Source organism: Geosporobacter ferrireducens, assembly GCF_001750685.1.
Classification (GTDB): Bacteria; Bacillota; Clostridia; order Peptostreptococcales; family Thermotaleaceae; genus Geosporobacter; species Geosporobacter ferrireducens.
Map to the genome: position 1 here is coordinate 3,014,570 of NZ_CP017269.1, position 16,982 is coordinate 3,031,551.

Annotated in this window: 15 protein-coding genes; 14 read left to right on the top strand and 1 reads right to left on the bottom strand. The window is 36.8% G+C overall.

The genetic code is table 11. The features are described from left to right. The first annotated feature begins 144 nt into the window (after window positions 1–144). The 3 genes from Gferi_RS14155 to Gferi_RS14165 all read left to right on the top strand — a co-directional run bounded on the left by Gferi_RS14155 (window position 145) and on the right by Gferi_RS14165 (window position 3,342). Complete coding sequence (locus Gferi_RS14155; protein WP_069977556.1) at window positions 145–933, top strand: helix-turn-helix transcriptional regulator; 789 nt, start codon at window positions 145–147, stop codon at window positions 931–933. 68 nt (window positions 934–1,001) lie between these two features. Next, entirely contained in the window at window positions 1,002–1,409 is a 408-nt protein-coding gene (locus tag Gferi_RS14160) for a DUF2000 domain-containing protein (protein ID WP_069977558.1), read from the top strand. 229 nt (window positions 1,410–1,638) lie between these two features. Further along, complete coding sequence (locus tag Gferi_RS14165; RefSeq protein WP_069977560.1) at window positions 1,639–3,342, top strand: S41 family peptidase; 1,704 nt, start codon at window positions 1,639–1,641, stop codon at window positions 3,340–3,342. Between the two features lie 188 nt (window positions 3,343–3,530). Here Gferi_RS14165 and pdxR read toward each other — a convergent pair whose 3' ends face one another. Next, window positions 3,531–5,039, bottom strand: coding sequence for a MocR-like pyridoxine biosynthesis transcription factor PdxR (gene pdxR, locus Gferi_RS14170; RefSeq protein ID WP_069977562.1), 1,509 nt, complete (start codon window positions 5,037–5,039; stop codon window positions 3,531–3,533). 119 nt (window positions 5,040–5,158) lie between these two features. On the opposite strand from pdxR, the gene Gferi_RS14175 reads away from it, so the two are divergent. The 11 genes from Gferi_RS14175 (at window position 5,159) to Gferi_RS14225 (ending at window position 16,777) form a co-directional block, all read left to right on the top strand. Next, entirely contained in the window at window positions 5,159–5,884 is a 726-nt protein-coding gene (locus Gferi_RS14175; RefSeq protein WP_083273855.1) for an AzlC family ABC transporter permease, read from the top strand. After that, the gene (locus Gferi_RS14180) at window positions 5,874–6,188 is read left to right on the top strand and encodes an AzlD domain-containing protein (RefSeq protein ID WP_069977564.1); all 315 of its coding nucleotides are present in this window, start codon (window positions 5,874–5,876) and stop codon (window positions 6,186–6,188) included. The genes Gferi_RS14175 and Gferi_RS14180 overlap by 11 nt, the downstream gene beginning before the upstream one ends. Before the next feature lie 212 nt (window positions 6,189–6,400). Continuing rightward, window positions 6,401–8,008 carry a response regulator transcription factor gene (locus tag Gferi_RS14185; RefSeq protein WP_069977566.1) on the top strand — a complete coding sequence of 536 codons (1,608 nt, stop codon included), beginning with the start codon at window positions 6,401–6,403 and terminating at the stop codon, window positions 8,006–8,008. 9 nt (window positions 8,009–8,017) lie between these two features. Next, window positions 8,018–9,025 (top strand): sensor histidine kinase, encoded by a 1,008-nt coding sequence (locus Gferi_RS14190; protein WP_069977568.1) that lies wholly within the window; start codon window positions 8,018–8,020, stop codon window positions 9,023–9,025. A 32-nt stretch (window positions 9,026–9,057) separates the two neighbouring features. Beyond that, window positions 9,058–10,494, top strand: a complete 1,437-nt coding sequence (locus tag Gferi_RS14195) for an ATP-binding cassette domain-containing protein (RefSeq protein ID WP_069977570.1) — start codon at window positions 9,058–9,060, stop codon at window positions 10,492–10,494. Between the two features lie 119 nt (window positions 10,495–10,613). Continuing rightward, window positions 10,614–12,131, top strand: a complete 1,518-nt coding sequence (locus tag Gferi_RS14200; RefSeq protein WP_069977572.1) for a sugar ABC transporter ATP-binding protein — start codon at window positions 10,614–10,616, stop codon at window positions 12,129–12,131. Window positions 12,132–12,154: 23 nt separating this feature from the next. Beyond that, window positions 12,155–13,168 carry an ABC transporter permease gene (locus Gferi_RS14205; protein WP_069977573.1) on the top strand — a complete coding sequence of 338 codons (1,014 nt, stop codon included), beginning with the start codon at window positions 12,155–12,157 and terminating at the stop codon, window positions 13,166–13,168. A gap of 55 nt (window positions 13,169–13,223) precedes the next feature. Further along, window positions 13,224–14,159 (top strand): ABC transporter substrate-binding protein, encoded by a 936-nt coding sequence (locus Gferi_RS14210; protein WP_069977575.1) that lies wholly within the window; start codon window positions 13,224–13,226, stop codon window positions 14,157–14,159. A gap of 127 nt (window positions 14,160–14,286) precedes the next feature. After that, window positions 14,287–14,943: a D-sedoheptulose-7-phosphate isomerase gene (locus Gferi_RS14215; protein WP_236932598.1), complete on the top strand. Its 657-nt coding sequence runs from the start codon at window positions 14,287–14,289 to the stop codon at window positions 14,941–14,943. After that, window positions 14,940–15,890 carry an ROK family protein gene (locus Gferi_RS14220; RefSeq protein ID WP_069977577.1) on the top strand — a complete coding sequence of 317 codons (951 nt, stop codon included), beginning with the start codon at window positions 14,940–14,942 and terminating at the stop codon, window positions 15,888–15,890. Before Gferi_RS14215 ends, Gferi_RS14220 begins: the two co-directional genes overlap by 4 nt. A 29-nt stretch (window positions 15,891–15,919) precedes the next feature. Next, window positions 15,920–16,777, top strand: coding sequence for an ROK family protein (locus Gferi_RS14225; RefSeq protein ID WP_069977579.1), 858 nt, complete (start codon window positions 15,920–15,922; stop codon window positions 16,775–16,777). The last annotated feature ends 205 nt before the right edge of the window (window positions 16,778–16,982 follow it).

Below are 16,982 nucleotides of genomic sequence, written 5' to 3' on the forward strand. Positions count from 1 at the left end.
TTACCTCCTTGCCATAAATATTGAATACACCTACATTTTATAAGGGAATTAAAACCCTGTATTGTAAAATATTGCAATAGTTAATAATTTAAAGCGTTAAATCAATGATATAATGAATTATATATTTTATGTAGGATGGTGTTTATGAAGGGGATACATTATTATCGGGCAGATGCATGCAATATGGTTGAGATTAAAACCTGTGCAAATGATGTACATGCATATAAAGATCATCTTCATCAGGAATTATCCATAGGTTATATAGAAAAGGGAACAACGGTATTGCATGTAAACGGAAAAAACTATGATATTAGCGCTGGGGATGCCATAATCATATATCCCTATGTAAGTCATAGGTGTCAGCCATTAGACATTACCGAATGGCAATTTACAATGATTTATGTAGACAATGCGTTTTGTAAGGGGATTTTTGATGACCTGGATACAAAGCATTCCATTGGCATAAAAAAACTAGGTGAATATGAGTTTAATCAGATTAAGCATTTGGTGGATACTCTAAAGAGCGATGTCAGCGGATTTGATAAGGAAGTTGAACTAATCAGTACGCTTATTCATTTATTTGACACCTGTGATGTAGCTATAAAGCTTGAAAGCAGCCGGAAGATCCATGCAGTTAAGACCTATATAAAGGAGCATTTTCTTCAGCCTTTGAATCTGAAGGATATGGAGGAACATTTTAGTATGAATAAATTTGCATTAATTAGAAATTTCAAGGATAAGTTTAATACCACTCCCAATGCCTACCAGCTGCAGCTTAAGATTAATTATGGGAAATATCTTCTGAAAAGCAGCAGCAATATAGTAGATATTGCCCTAAGGTCAGGTTTTTACGATCAAGCTCATTTTACCAAGGAATTTAAAAAAGCCTATGGGATAACCCCGCTTCAATATCATAAGTCGTTAAAATTTTAAAGCAATATTATACAATAAAGCAATAGAAAATACCTCTATAATCATTTTATAGAAGGAGGTATTGATATATGAAATGCGTGATGATTGTTGACGGAAGTTTGCCAATGGGTATAATAGCAAACACTACGGCAGCATTAGGTATTAGTTTAGCCAGTGAAACAAAAAATTTAATTGGCAAAAAAGTAGCAGATAAGGATGATAGGATTCATGAAGGTATTACAAACATACCGATTCCAATATTAACTTTATCTAAAGAAGAGATTAAGGAAAAATATGATATATTGCTGGAAAATAAGGATCCGGAGATCCAGGTTATTGGTTTTAGTGAGGTGGCGCAAAAGTCCTTAAGCTATGATGATTATGAAATAAAGTTGTCTGCAATGAACAGACAACAGATAAATTATTTAGGTCTATGTCTTTATGGACCAAAGAAAAAAATTAATAAATTAACAGGAAACTTAAAAATGTTAAGATGATAGTATAAAAGATTTTTTTACTGTACCAGATGTTGCTTCAACTGCTTATTTTGTTGTTTTTGTGTTGCTCCTTGGAATTACGATCTTTAGAGGAAACGGATAATTATTATATGCAAGTATTTTAAAAGCTTACTTATGCCAGAAGTAGGCTTTTTATTTTCTTTAAAATTACATTGACATATAATTATTTATATGGATGGTAGAGTTTAGATTTTATGGGGGGATATAGATGCGAAAAAATCTGTGGGTCGGAAGAAGCTTATTAATTGGTTTGGTTGCGCTTACTATATTGGTAAGTTTGGGGATGATGAAAAATAGAGGACTTCTGGATAAGGAAAGTGGTATTAGCATTGAGCACCTAAATGAGGACCAAGTTGAAAATTTGCATAAGTTATGTAAAGTTTGGGGCTTTGTTAAATATCATCATCCAAAGGTTATAGCCGCTTCAGTAAATTGGGACTATGAGCTGTTCAGAATAATACCCAAGGTTATTGAAGTAAAAGATTCCGGTGAAGTGGATAAAGTTCTATATAATTGGGTTAATAACTTAGGAAAAGTGAAAGAAGGCATCAGGCCTGATAAAAAAGATGTTATGGTGACACCGGATATAGACTGGATAAAAGACGACAAGTTTTTAAGCAAGGAGTTAAGTGATTTATTAGTAAAAATTTCAAAAACCTATATTTCAAAAAGAAATAAAGCCTATACCCGCTTTGAAAAAGATTCAATTTTTGTAGACTTTAAAAATGAAAAGCCTTATCCAAATATGCAATTTGACGATGATGGATATAAGCTCCTCAGCTTGTTTAGATATTGGAATATCATTGAGTATTATTATCCGTACAGAACCGTAATGGGAGAAGATTGGGATGGCGTTTTAACAGCGTTTATACCTAGGTTTGTCCAATGCAGGGACTCAATATCCTATAAGCTTACAGTTGCAGAATTAACAACGAAAATACATGACTCTCATGGGTGGGTTAGGGATTATAGCAGGGAATTAGAAAAATATTGGGGATATAATGTAGCTCCTATAAAATTTCAATTGGTTGAGAATAAAATTGTTGTTACAGATAAAGCAGAAAAGTATGCAATGGATTCCAATATACAAAAGGGCGACATTATATTAAAGATTCATGATAAAGATGTATTTGAAGTCATAAAAGAAAGATCAAAATATATATCTGCTTCAAATGATAAGGGAATTATAAGGAATATGCTTTACTATTTATTCAGAACATCTGACAACAGCTTAATCCTTACGCTGGAGAGAGATGGCAAGACCTTAAAAGAAAATATTAATTGCTATAATCTTACAAATATGTTTGAGGCAAATGAAAAGTCCCATAGACTTTTGGAAGGAAATATAGGATATATCAATCCAGGTGCATTAGAAAAGGGCGAAATAGATAATATTATGAGTAAGTATAGGGATACGAAAGGACTTATCGTAGATTTAAGACATTACCCCTCAGATTTTATTGTTTATAGTTTGGGGAATTATCTTATGGCTCAAAAAGTTGTTTTTTCAAAAGTAACCGTAGCAAACCCGTCTGTGCCGGGAGAATTTGTATTTGATGAAGATTTGAAGGTTGGAAGCAATAATCCAAATTATTACAAGGGGAAAGTCATTATAATCATAAACGAATCTACTCAAAGTCAGGCTGAGTTTACAACTATGGCATTGAGAAAGGCACCGAATGCACAGGTTATAGGAAGCAATTCAAGCGGTACAGACGGTAATATAGCGGTATTTAGGCTGCCGGGAGGAATAGAGACCGCCATCACAGGAGTTGGAATTTACTATCCTGATAAATCAGAAACCCAAAGAGTAGGATTATCACCGGATATTTATATAGAGCCTACTATACAAGGAATAAAAGAGGGAAGAGACGAGCTTTTGGAAAAGGCACTAGAACTTATCATCAACTGACACGGGTATAAGTTTTGAGTTTTATTAAGTAATATATTTAACAGGGTATCTGATTTAGTGTTAGTGACCTCATCTGTCCCACATGCTAGTGGTTTTTGATTGCTGTATTTGGAGCAATAATGCTAATTATTGTCTGATAAGTTAGCATTATTGCTCGAATTTTTACGGATTGAGGCGTCAAATGCCCCTTAGATAATTGGCCGCATTTCTTTTTTAGGAGTAGAAAACTGGCCTTTTCTTAGTTTGCCTATTGCTTTTTCCAATCTGCTTATCCCCTCTAATATTATCTTTTCGTTATGCCGGGAGAAGCAGAGACGAAATTCATATTCTTCTCCTGCGGCTGCATAGAACGCTTCTCCCGGAACGAAAGATACGCCCATTTTTAAAGCCTCTTGCAACAGTTTTTTTGGTGAAATATTTTCATTGATTTTACACCATACGTAAAACCCTCCCTGAGGGATCTGAAAGGAAAGCTTTGATTTCAGTCCCAGGTTAAGTGCATCAACCATAACATTTCTCCGGTTCCTATAGATTCCCCGCATCTTTATCAGGTGATTTGCCAGGTATCCATCCTTAATAAATAAGTCAAGCAGCCATTGTGAAATATTATTGCTGTGCAAATCAACATACTGTTTCTCCAAAATAATTCTATTAATCAATGAGGGATGGGCAACCATGTATCCCAGTCTTAATCCCGGCATCAGTATTTTTGAAAAGGTGCTTAAGTATACCACCCCGCCATAGTCATCCAGAGATTTCAAGCTTGCTGGTGGCGTATCTTCATAGTAGTAGTTGCTGTAAGGATCGTCTTCCAGAATCGCCAACCTATAACGCGCTGCGAGCTGGATAAGCTTCTTTCTTTCCCCAGTATTCATAACCGTACCGTCAGGATTTCGGAAGGTGGGAATACAGTACAATAATTTTGGCCTGTAGCGGGCCAAATAATCTTCCAATATTTCAAGCGGAAAATCCTCCCTTTGCGGCAGGCTCAATACCCTTGCCCCCAATGATTGAAAAACTTGGATAGCTCCCAGATAAGTAGGTGCCTGAATAACCACATAATCACCGGGCTCGATCAATACCCTTGCAGTAAGGTATAAACCCTGTTGAGACCCTGAAAGAATGACTACTTCATCAGCATGGCACCGGATACCTTCTGAAGCTAACATTTGAGTAATTGTATGTCTCAAGGGTTCATAGCCGTGAATAGGAATATGTCCAAAATCCCTAGGATCTAACTCTGCCGAGTAATCCCTGTGAAGTTTAGAAAATATATCGACCGGATAATAATCAGGATCCGGCATACCGGCATCAAGGGAAATTTTATCCTCCAGCACATTGCTAACCATCAGTTCACTCATCAGTGAAGCCATTGAGGACTGAATATAAGGTTTTAGCAGTTGAGGCCAGGGTATTTCAGTATTGGTGCTGCTTTCAAAAGAATATCTATCGCTGACATATGTACCGCTGCCATTTTTTATACTGACGTAGCCATCCTTTTCTAGATGGCGATATGCATTGATGGCCGTGGTTCTACTGACTTCGAACAATAAAGCCAGTTCTCTTTCGGCAGGAAGTTTTTCGCCTGCTTCCAGGGAGCCGTCAACAATCTTCGATTTTATAAGAGCAGCAATCTGCAGGTAATAGGGTGAAGCAGTGTCCAACTTTGTATGAATGATCAATTTGGATATATCCATTTCTCGATTTTCACTCCTTTGGTATCCAATTTAACAGAATAATATTATAATTGGATATTTATTTGATATTTCCTTTTAAATTATAATAAATTTATTAATGAAAGGAGTTGAAATTGCTAGTGGATAAAAATACATCTTACACTTTATCAAATTGGAATACAATTATTTGGAAGGACGTATTAAAAGACTGCTTACCCATTACTGCAGGGATTATTCCCTTTGGCTTGACCTGTGGTATAATGGGCAAAACAGCAGGCTTTTCAACTTTTGAAATAACCCTTATGTCCATGACAGTTTTTGCAGGAGCCGCCCAGTTTATGGCGATTGCCATGATTAATTCCGGTATTGTCAACTGGGGTGTACTGGTCTTTACTACTTTTTTAATTAACCTACGGCACTTGTTAATGGGTGCATCCTTATCACCTTATCTTTTCAAGCAGTCTAAAATCCTACAGTATCTCTTAGCCTTCAGTATGACGGATGAAAGTTATGCGTTGACGGTCAACCGGATTGAAAAAAAGGGCTATGAAGTATATTACCAGTTAGGAGCAAGCTATTTTTTATACCTTATATGGGTTTCTTCTACTTTTTTAGGAGCTGCACTTTATCACAATATCCCTAACCCGCTGGAATGGGGACTTGATTTTATCATACCATTAACCTTTCTGGTTTTGTTAATGCCCAGACTGATTAACCTCACTGCCCTGCTTGTAGCTCTAGTCTCTGCGCTGACAGCTGTTTTGGGGGCCTTATATCTGCCTGGCAAGTGGTATATTATTCTAGCCGCTGTTGTTGCCAGTATTGTTGGAGGACTCATGGAAAGGGGAAGAGACAATGAACTTTAAACTAATCTCTATTATAATAGGCATGGCTTTGGTAACGTTCGTTACGCGCATTGGAGCACAGCTTATCTTTGCCAGTACGGGAATGCCAGCTTGTCTGGAGAAGTGGTTGAAACACGTACCAACAGCATTTCTGGCAGCACTGATAACACCGGCTATTTTACTGCCTAAGGGGTATCTGGATATATCATTTAACAATAGTTATCTTTTAGCAGGAATGGTTGCCGCATTTACAGCGTATAAAACTAAAAATGTATTAACGACCATTATTATAGGAATGGCCATAATGATATTTGCGAGCAAGTGATACTGAAGAAATGTATCTTCCAATGGTCTGCGTCATTGGAAATTCTCTTTATCGTTACGATAAAGAGAATTTAAGCTAATTTATATGTGGTTTGACGGACGCAGAACCATGATTGTATAATAAAATCATAAAAGTGTATTGAAAAGGTTAAGTAATAACCTCTGAGAAATTAAAGGATTTTAAGCAAAAATCTATAATGGGAGTTGAAGCATATGATCAGAGTGATAATAGCGGATGATGAAGCTCGAATATGCAAGCTTATCATGAAACTTATAGATTGGGATCAGATCGGTATGCTTATCATAGGGACTGCCAGTAATGGGATCGAAGCACTGGAACTTATTGAAAAGGAAAATCCGGATATTGTTATTACAGACATAAGAATGCCTGGTTATGATGGATTAGAGATGATAGAAAAGGCGAAAAAAATAAATAATGAATTGGAATTTATTATCATCAGTGGGTATGGCGAATTTGAATATGCCAAGAAAGCAATCGCTTTTGGAGTAAAAGAATATCTTTTGAAGCCTATAAACAAAGACGATTTACACAAGGCTCTAATAAAAGCAGGAGAATGTGTTAAAAAGAAAAAGGGACAGATTCGTTTAGAGAAAGAGTATGAATCGATACTTAAAAATGATGTAAATAAAATCAGAGAGGCATTTTTAAACAAGCTTATACGATTCAATCCGGAAAGCTTTAATGAGTATACTTTAAGTGAGGTTAACGAAAACTATCATTTCAATTTTCGGGAGGGCTTTTTTAATATAGCAGCTTTAAAGATTGACCATACCAAAGGCTATTCCAATAATATAAAGAACATAGTGAACGAAACCATAGACATGGTTAAATCAAAATTACAAAACATTACTTACGAAACAGATATTATTTATAACAAAAGCAGCTTATATATTTTGATAAATTACGGCCAAAATGAGAAAAAACAAATTGAGACGGCTTTTTTAAAGATTCTGGCATGGTTTCATCAAAAAATTTTTATTGCTGAAAAACTGGAAATCACCATTGCACTTGGAGAAGAAGTCAGAGATTTAAGAGACATTACAGGATCCTTTAAAACGGCAGAACTGTTAATAGAAGATAGAATCCTAAAAGGAACAGGAAAAATAATAGAAATGGATGGGCAAAGAACGAATCAGACTGAAATAGAAGATATTTTCTATAACTTCTCAAAAAAATTTATTAAAGCGGTAGAATTATTAGATGTGGATGAGGTAAAAAAGACAATCTTTCATTTTAAGAAGGATATACGGGGGAAAAGGATAAGGGGCGCTGAATTAAAAAAACTGATCCATGAAACAGGGAATGTTTATTACATCACAATGAAAAGTAATCATATAAAGGTGGACAGTACTCCCGGTGACGATCAAAGCCTTAAAAATATAATAGATAATTGCAGCTCTATAGACTGCTTGTTTGGTGAGCTGGTGGAGCATATAACCGCTTCATTGACGGTTATAGCCGGGGAGAAATACCATAATAACCTTAAACAAATAAAGCAGGCCAGAAAATATATAGAAGAGAATTATATGAAAAATATCACTTTGGAGGATTTGGGTGCACACATAGGATTTAACCCAAGCTATTTCAGCAGCCTTTTTAAAAAGGAAACAGGGACTTCCTTTATCGAGTATCTTTCTAAGATTAGGATAGAGAAGGCTAAGGATCTGTTAAGGGAATCGGATTTAAGGATACAGGATGTATGCTTAATGGTGGGATATAATGATGCCAAATACTTTACCAAATCATTTATTAAGCATACAGGCCTAAAACCTAATGAATATAGAAAAATATTCGCATAGGAGAATGGCATGAAGGATAAAAAAGGGCTTTATTTATTTGATAGAATACTTGTTGTTCTCATTAGCATCATGATGATACTTTTGATAACTTTTTTACACTTGATAGTTACTGCTATCAGCAGGGGAACATATATTTTTTTATTGATCTATACGGTTTTCATAGCCGGAGTTTTATATTTCTCCTATAAATGGATTTATAGACCTTATAAAGAAAGCAACAAAGTATTAAGGCTCTTTCACGAAGGCTATATTTTCAAAGGTGTTTTTGACCTTAGAGTACATTTCAACCGTGAATCATTCCTTGCCTTTCAGAAGTTTAAGGAGATTATTGATACAAAAGAACTTATAGAAGGCTCCAAAAAACATGCTGAATATTTAGCGCTTCAGAATCAGATTAATCCGCACTTTTTGTACAATACATTGGAAGGAATCAGAAGTGAAGCCCTGATTGAAGGGGTAGACAGCATTGCGAATATGACAGAAACGCTGGCAACTTTTTTCAGATATACAATATCAAATGTAGATAAGCTTGTAAGTCTTGAAGATGAAATCACAAATGTAGAAAACTATTATAAAATACAAAAATTTAGATTTGGCGAGAAACTGGATTTTAGCATCGAATTCCAAGATGATCAGGATAAAGAAGTACTTAAAGCAAAAATACCAAAGCTTACCTTACAACCTATTTTTGAGAATGCTATTTTTCATGGGGTAGAACGGAAGATGGGAAAAGGACTATTGACATTGAAAATTCTTGCTACAGCGAAAAGACTTATTATTACAATATCGGATAATGGTGCAGGCATAGAAGAAGAAAGGGTAAAAAGACTGAATAAAAAGCTTAGAGGGGCCTCACTTGAATATATGAAAGAGGATAAAAACAAAGGCGGAATCGCATTGCTCAATGTAAATAACCGGATCAAGCTTATTTTCGGTGATGAATATGGAATTTATGTATATAGCAAAGTGGGAGCGGGGACAGATGTTGAAATCACAATGCCCTATATAATGAATTAATATTTTAACAGGTGTATGATGAGGACGGGGTTATGAGGGAAGAGTTGCTAAGAATAGAAAATGTAACAAGAAGGATAGATGGGATTACCTATCTGGACAATATAAACTTCCATGTTTTTAAAGGGGAAATAATGGGTTTAATGCCGTTGAATAATCATGGAAAAAGACAGTTGATAGAACTTATATCACAAAATGTATCCATTAATTTTGGAAGAATATACTTTAATGAAGAGCTTGTAAATTATTATGAACACAGCAACATGACCAATAACAAAGTCTATACCATTGATAAAGAGACGAAACTGGTAGAAGATCTTAGGGTAACAGATAACATTAACGTTCTGAACCACAATTTTCATGACCACATTATAAGAGAAAAGAAATTAAAAGTAAAAACGGATGCATTGTTGAAAGCATTGGGGATAAAAATAGAAACCCATGCATATGTTTCTGAATTATCCATCTTTGAAAAGACCATTATTGAGCTGATCAAAGCGGTTATAAATGGTGCACAATTGGTAATACTCAACGAACTGTCCAGCTTTTTAAGTATTGAAGAGCTTGCAGACTTTCAAAAGCTAATTCGATATTATACACAACAGGGAATCTCTTTTCTCTACATGGCCAATCATCATGAGGAGGCTTTTAAAATATGTGACAGGGCTTGTCTTTTAGAAAACGGAAGGATCATAAAGGTAATAGACAAAAAAGATTTTTCTGATGCGATTTTGAAGCCTTATATTATATCCTTCAGCAATAATACAGGATTGAATGAACCGCGTGAAGATTCAGGAATATTTGAGTTCAGAAATTTTGTTACTGAAAATCTTAAAGGCATAAGTTTCTCTGTAAAGAGAAGTGAATGTGTAACGATTCTTGATATTAACAATAAAGGAATTCAGGATATCGTTGAAATGTTTAACGGATCAAGCCAGCCGGTAGATGGAGAGATCCTATTGGATAACCATTCTGTTGCTCCTATGAATGCTACAAATTTATTGTTGAATAAGGTGGTATTTATACCTGAAAATCCTGTTAAGAAGACACTGTTTTATAATATGTCCTACTTGGAAAATCTTACATTTCTTATAGACTATAAGCTGAATAAAAGTATTATAAGCAAAAAGATATTAAAGAATGTAAAGGAAGAGTATAGAGCAATCGTAGGAAATGACGTAGATGCACGGGATCTTGCAGGATTGGATGTGAAATCCTTATATGACTTAGTCTATTATAGAATACATATATTCAATCCTAAGGTTGTTTTTATCATGCAGCCCTTTACGGATGCAGATATGTATTTAAGAGGGCGAATCATAGAACTTATCAATAAGCTTAAGAAAAAAGGGATTGTAGTGATTATTCTTGCAGTGAATATATCGGATACCTTAACGGTTTCGGATAGACTCTTGGTTATGGAAGATGGCAGACTACTAAAAAATTATGATAAAAAAGAACTGGATCTTTAAAAAGAAAAGATCTAATAAATGTCCCCCTAATTCAAAAGAATCTCTACCATGTTATTTTTTAAATTATGATATGATCTATTTAAAGAATTACATGGGGGAAACTGGATTAGGGGGTTTTTATGGAAAATTATATTGTCGAATTAGAAAACGTTTGCAAAAGCTTTCCGGGCGTAAAGGCGCTTGATCATGTTTCTTTACAGCTAAAGTCGGGAGAAGTTCTTGCATTGCTTGGAGAAAATGGAGCAGGTAAATCTACACTTATGAAAATATTGTCCGGTGTGTACACCAGGGATAAAGGTACAATGAAAATATTCGGGGAAACCATTGATGATATGAATCCGGTTAAAGCCCATGAATTAGGCATAGCAATTATTCATCAGGAACTGAATATGTGCGACCACCTTACCGTTGCGCAAAATATTTTCCTGGGAAGAGAAGTGACCAGGAGAGGTATTTTATCCGACAGGGAAATGAATGATGAGGCTGGGAAGATTCTTAATGGGCTAAATATTGATATTGATCCCGAAACCATCGTTGGAGACTTATCCATATCTAAGCAACAAATGGTGGAAATTGCAAAAGCCCTATCTACAAAGGCAAAAATACTGATAATGGATGAGCCTACATCTGCTTTAACCTCCAGGGAAATTGATGATTTATTTAAGATTATTAACAAGTTGAAGGATGAAGGATGCGGAATCATATATATATCCCACAGACTTGAAGAGCTCCAGTATATCGTGGATCGGGTGATGATTTTAAGAGACGGACAATATATAACGTCTATGAACTATAAAGACACCAATCTGAAAGAGATCATCTCTTATATGGTGGGAAGGGAAATCACTGAGAAATTCCCACGGATAGATAAAAGTGCAGGAAAAAAAATACTGGAAGTAAAAAATTTAAATGCAGGAAAAATGGTTAGGGATATTAATTTTTCTCTTTTTGAAGGGGAAATCGTTGGAATCGCCGGGTTAATGGGTGCAGGAAGAACAGAAACCACCAGAGCCCTATTTGGCGTTGACCCTAAAGAATCGGGAGAAATCATCGTTGATGGAGCAGCAGTGGAAATTAATAAGCCCATAGATGCAATAAAAGCGGGAATTGTATTGGCTCCTGAAAACAGAAAAAAAGACGGATTATGCGTAAAGCTTAGTATAAGGGATAATATCGCCCTTCCGAATCTTGACATCATCGCGGATAAATTAGGTATTGTGAACAGAAAAAAAGAGGAAGAAATAACAAAACGATCTATAGAGAATCTGGATATAAGGTTGGCGAATGCAGAGGTAGATGCAGACAGTCTTTCCGGCGGAAACCAGCAAAAGGTTGTTGTCGGTAAATGGCTGGTGAGAAATTCCAGAGTTGTTATATTTGATGAACCAACGAGGGGAATTGATGTCGCTTCAAAGGTCGAAATCTATAATCTCATGAATGAATTAAAAAGTCAGGGAATAGGCGTGCTTTTCGTTTCATCTGAGATGCCGGAGATTCTTGGAATCAGTGATAGAATTCTGATAATGGCAGATGGAAGAATCACCAAGGAGCTTGATATTCAAGAGGCTACGCAGGACATTATCCTTGAATATGCCACCAAATTTGAGAAAAAGATTAAAGAAGAAATGGAAGCTTGAGAAAAAGTGGGGGAGATTATAGTATGGAAAACAGAAAAAAAACGGATAGATTTATGAAGTTCTTATCTAAAAGAGGAATGATGCAAGTTGTTACAGTATCTGTTGGGCTTTTAGTCCTGATTATCGTGTTTGGTATGCTGAATCCTAATTTTTTTTCCAATAGAAATATTTCTAACCTATTAAGACAAATTGCGCCGATTATACTTATCGGTATCGGACAGTCCTATGTATTGATTACAGGAAATATTGATTTGTCCATAGGGTCCCTTGTAGGAATGAGCTGTATGATTTCAGCTACACTGATGACAAAGGGTATGAATCCCTGGCTAGCAGTAGGTGTCACTTATGTATCCGCCCTCGTTATAGGGCTGTTAAATGGCCAGCTGATATCAAAGGCTAAGCTTCCGGCTTTCATAGCAACCCTGGGCACCATGACCATTGCGAGGGGCGTAGCGCAGATCGTCAACAACAATTACAATACGGATTCTATAGGACCGGCGGCTGAAGGGTTTAGAGACTTCTTTTATTACGGAAAAACCTTCGGACTATACAATACCATATGGATCGCCCTTGCTTTTTGGATGGTTTTTAATTTTATACTTAGCAGAACCAGAACAGGGAGGCATATATACGCAGTAGGCAGTAACATCCATGCTGCCCATCTATCGGGGGTGGATATATCCAGTACAGTGACAAAAGCTTATGTAGTAAGCTCCATATGTTCTGCCACCGTAGGGCTTATAATGACAGCTGTTAGCGGTATGGGCACTATGGATGCAGGAACAACCTATGAGCTGTATGCGGTAGCGGCTTCTGTAATAGGAGGTGTCAGCACCCTTGGAGGGCAGGGAATACTTCTTGGAACAATCGTAGGTGCATCTATCTGGGGCGTATTGCAAAATGGGCTGCAATTTGCCGGTGCCCCTGTAGCCATCAGAAATATCGTGATAGGTATTATTGTTATTATATCTGTACTCCTGGATATCGTTGTAAGAGCCAATAAGAATAAGACCAAAAAAGCAAAAAGCAAAGCTTAGGGCACTTAAGTTATTAAAGCGAGAGCTTTAAAATAAATAAAATGGGGGAGTAAATATGAAGAAAAAACTTTTAGCGGTAGTTTTAACTTTCGTACTAATCGTTGGGGTAGTGGGGTGCGCAAGCAATACAGGTACAAGCAAGCAAGGCGGTGAAGAAGGAAACTATAAGGTTTATCTCATCACGATGGATCAAATGGACCAGCACTGGGTTACTGTTGACCAGGGGGCAAAAAAAGCTGCACAGGAACTTGGCAATGTAGACTATACATGGCTTGCTCCTGATGTAAAAGATGATGCAAAACAAATCGAGAGTATCAATAACGCCATCGCTGGTGGTGCCCATGCAATCCTTTTAGCAGCAAACGGACCAACTGCAGTAACCTCAGCGCTTAAAGAGGCAGAGGCAGAAGGCATCAAAATCGTATATGTTGACTCACCTGCTGATTTTCCAGCAGTACAAACATTAGCTACGGATAATGAAGCAGCCGGTAAAACTGCTGGAGAAGAAATGCTTAAGGCTTTAGCAGCAAAAGGCATAACATCCGGTAAGATTGGTATCGTAAATGTAAACGCTTCCACTGCTTCAACCGTTGCGAGAGAAAAAGGATTTAGAGCAGCTTTTGAAGGAAAAGGTTTCGAAATTCTCCAGACACAGTATGGAGACGGAGATGCAGCAAAATCAAAAGATATAGCAGCGAACTATATTACGGAAGGCGTTGTTGGTATATTTGGAGGAAATGAAGGGTCAACCGTAGGAACAGGAAACGCAATTAAAGAAGCGGGCGGAGAAGTTATAGGCGTTGGTTTTGATAAATCGGATACCATATTACAACTGATTAAAGAAGGACACCTTCTAGCTACTATGTCACAGAATCCTGATGTTATGGGATATGAAGGCATGAAGACCGCAGTGAAAGTACTTGAAGGAAATACGGTTGACAAAGCCTATGTGGATACAGGGGTTTCTGTTATCACCAAAGATTCTTTATAGAAGAAGATCCATTTCAATAAAGGGGTTACTTAGGTAACCTCTTTAAAACGCTATAAATCATTTTTATGCACAAAGGGCAGCGTGTATTATTGGCAGAGGCATATTTATATGATGAGGGTGAGAACATTTGAAAAATAAAACGGAATTGGTGTTGAAGGAATTTAAAGAAAAGTATCCGATGATGGCCTACCTGGAAGAAGCCATTAGAAATTTAATCGAGCAGGCAGCAGACAGAATAAAGCTGGGAGGCAAAATACTTGTTTGCGGAAATGGCGGGAGCTCTTCTGATAGTGAACATATTGTAGGGGAACTTTTAAAAGAATTTTATATAAAAAGGCCGGTGGATAAAAATTTCAGAGCAAGACTCAAAGGGTATGTACATGAAAGTGAATTCAATTACATGACAGAATGCCTTCAAGGGGCAATCCCGGCAGTATCATTGGTGTCACAGACGGGATTTCTAACCGCCTATGGAAATGATGTAAGCTTCGACATGGCTTATGCACAGCAGGTATATGCTTATGGAGAAAAGAATGATATATTGATCGGATTGTCTACATCTGGAAACGCATCGAATCTTTGTTATGCTGCAAAGGTAGCTAAGGCGAAAGACGTTTTAGTGGTTTCGCTTACGGGAGAAACCGGGGGAGAGCTTAAAAAATTAAGTGATATTTTATTAAATGTCCCTGCACGGGAGACTTTTAAGGTACAGGAATATCATCTGCCTTTATATCATTTGATCTGTAGGGCTCTCGAATATGAGATGTTTGGAGGGGACTTATGATTGTTTTAGGATTTGATATAGGCGGAACAAAGTCTGCTGTAGTATTAGCAGAAGGATCTAATGACAGCATTCATTTTCTAGACCGGAAAGAAATTAGAACCACAAGCAACTGGAAGGAAATGATCGATCATCTAATAGCAGAAGGAAAAGCTATGTTCAAAAGAAATGGCAAAAAGGTTGAAAATTTCAAAATAGGTATTTCCTGCGGCGGGCCGCTGGATAGCAAAAAAGGTATGATACAGTCACCACCGAACCTTCCGGGGTGGGACAATGTTCCTATCATTGATTATATCTATGAAAAGCTGGGTGTTTGGGCAAAGCTTCAAAATGATGCGGATGCCTGTGCTCTGGCAGAATGGAAATATGGGGCAGGTAGAGGATATGAAAATTTGATTTTTCTTACCTTTGGAACCGGTTTAGGGGCAGGATTGATTCTTAACGGAAATTTATATACGGGTGCCAGCAATATGGCAGGAGAAGTAGGACATATCCCTTTGGAAGATCACGGGCCAATCGGATATGGAAAAGGTGGAAGTTTTGAGGGCTTTTGCAGTGGTGGCGGAATCGCTCAAATAGCAAAATTAAAAGCCTATGAACTGGAAAAGCAAGGGATAAAAGCATCATTTATTAAGACTGAAATGAATGATATTACAGCGAAGGATGTTGCTGAATCTGCCGAAGCAGGAAACCGGGATGCATTAGATGTGTTTAGAACTTCAGGCAAGTATTTTGGGAGAGGGTTATCCATAATCATAGACATTTTAAATCCTGAAATCATCGTAGTAGGCAGTATATATGTACGCGCAGGCAAATTTTTAAATGAAGAGATGTACAAAGAGATTGAAATTCAAGCATTAGAGTCTTCCAGAAAGGCAGTTAAAATCGTTCCTGCACAATTAGGTGAAAAAATTGGAGATTATGGAGCGGTAGTAACTGCACTGGCATAAATAGATTATTTAAATGGGGAGGAATGGACATGTTAGCTGCTGTTGAAGCAGGTGGTACAAAATTTGTTTGTGCAGTGGGAGATGATGATTTTAAAATACTTGATAAGATTTCTTTTTCTACAACATACCCGGAGGAAACTTTACAAAGGATTTTTGATTTTTTTGATACTTGTGGAAATTTAAAAGCCATCGGAATAGGTTCCTTTGGGCCGATTGACATAAATAAAGATTCAAAAACATATGGTTATATTACTTCCACGCCCAAAACAAATTGGAGAAACTTTAATTTTCTGGGAGCGATGAAAAGGCATTATGACATACCTATCGGATGGACGACAGATGTAAATGCAGCTTGCCTAGGAGAATATGAAGTTGGAAGTGCTTCAGATAACAGTAGCTGCCTGTATCTAACGGTGGGAACTGGAATTGGCGGCGGCGCAATCTTAAATGGAAAAATTGTAGAGGGATTTGGTCATACAGAGATGGGCCATATTATCATCCGTAATCACCCGGAGGATGATTTTGAAGGTGTGTGTCCCTTTCATAAAAATTGTCTTGAAGGGCTTGCAGCGGGTCCATCCATTGAAAAACGATATGGCATAAAAGCACAAAATTTGGATGCTGATCACAAAGTCTGGAGGATGATTGCATATTATTTGGCACAAGCTTTGATGAACTATACACTGATATTAAGACCAGAAAAGATTATATTAGGAGGAGGTGTTATGAATCAGGCCAGGATGATCGATTTAGTCAGAGAAGAGTTTTCTTTACTATTGGCAAACTACGTTGAAACCCCAGATTTAGATTCATATATCGTAACACCTTCATTAGGGGATCATGCAGCCATCGTGGGCGGTTTAATATTAGCCCAACGAATTTTATAAAATAAGTATTTTAAGAAAGAATGAAGATGGATTAGATTTCGCCATCATACATCTATGTGGTCAAAGATTTTATAATACTAACAAAAACAGCTTTCTATGATCAATTGATTTTATCATAGAAAGCTGTTTTTACAGATTTTTTCGAAGGTACTTGATTTGGAAAATTGGAATCTTTTTTGACTATTCTACATTGTAAGCAATGTTT

Excerpts from the sequence above, each read along its gene's own strand:
- Gferi_RS14155 (WP_069977556.1), top strand. The coding sequence starts at position 145 with ATGAAGGGGATACATTATTATCGGGCAGATGCATGCAATATGGTTGAG.
- Gferi_RS14160 (WP_069977558.1), top strand. The coding sequence starts at position 1,002 with ATGAAATGCGTGATGATTGTTGACGGAAGTTTGCCAATGGGTATAATA.
- Gferi_RS14165 (WP_069977560.1), top strand. The coding sequence starts at position 1,639 with ATGCGAAAAAATCTGTGGGTCGGAAGAAGCTTATTAATTGGTTTGGTT.
- pdxR (WP_069977562.1), bottom strand. The coding sequence starts at position 5,039 with ATGGATATATCCAAATTGATCATTCATACAAAGTTGGACACTGCTTCA.
- Gferi_RS14180 (WP_069977564.1), top strand. The coding sequence starts at position 5,874 with ATGAACTTTAAACTAATCTCTATTATAATAGGCATGGCTTTGGTAACG.
- Gferi_RS14185 (WP_069977566.1), top strand. The coding sequence starts at position 6,401 with ATGATCAGAGTGATAATAGCGGATGATGAAGCTCGAATATGCAAGCTT.
- Gferi_RS14190 (WP_069977568.1), top strand. The coding sequence starts at position 8,018 with ATGAAGGATAAAAAAGGGCTTTATTTATTTGATAGAATACTTGTTGTT.
- Gferi_RS14195 (WP_069977570.1), top strand. The coding sequence starts at position 9,058 with ATGAGGGAAGAGTTGCTAAGAATAGAAAATGTAACAAGAAGGATAGAT.
- Gferi_RS14200 (WP_069977572.1), top strand. The coding sequence starts at position 10,614 with ATGGAAAATTATATTGTCGAATTAGAAAACGTTTGCAAAAGCTTTCCG.
- Gferi_RS14205 (WP_069977573.1), top strand. The coding sequence starts at position 12,155 with ATGGAAAACAGAAAAAAAACGGATAGATTTATGAAGTTCTTATCTAAA.
- Gferi_RS14210 (WP_069977575.1), top strand. The coding sequence starts at position 13,224 with ATGAAGAAAAAACTTTTAGCGGTAGTTTTAACTTTCGTACTAATCGTT.
- Gferi_RS14220 (WP_069977577.1), top strand. The coding sequence starts at position 14,940 with ATGATTGTTTTAGGATTTGATATAGGCGGAACAAAGTCTGCTGTAGTA.
- Gferi_RS14225 (WP_069977579.1), top strand. The coding sequence starts at position 15,920 with ATGTTAGCTGCTGTTGAAGCAGGTGGTACAAAATTTGTTTGTGCAGTG.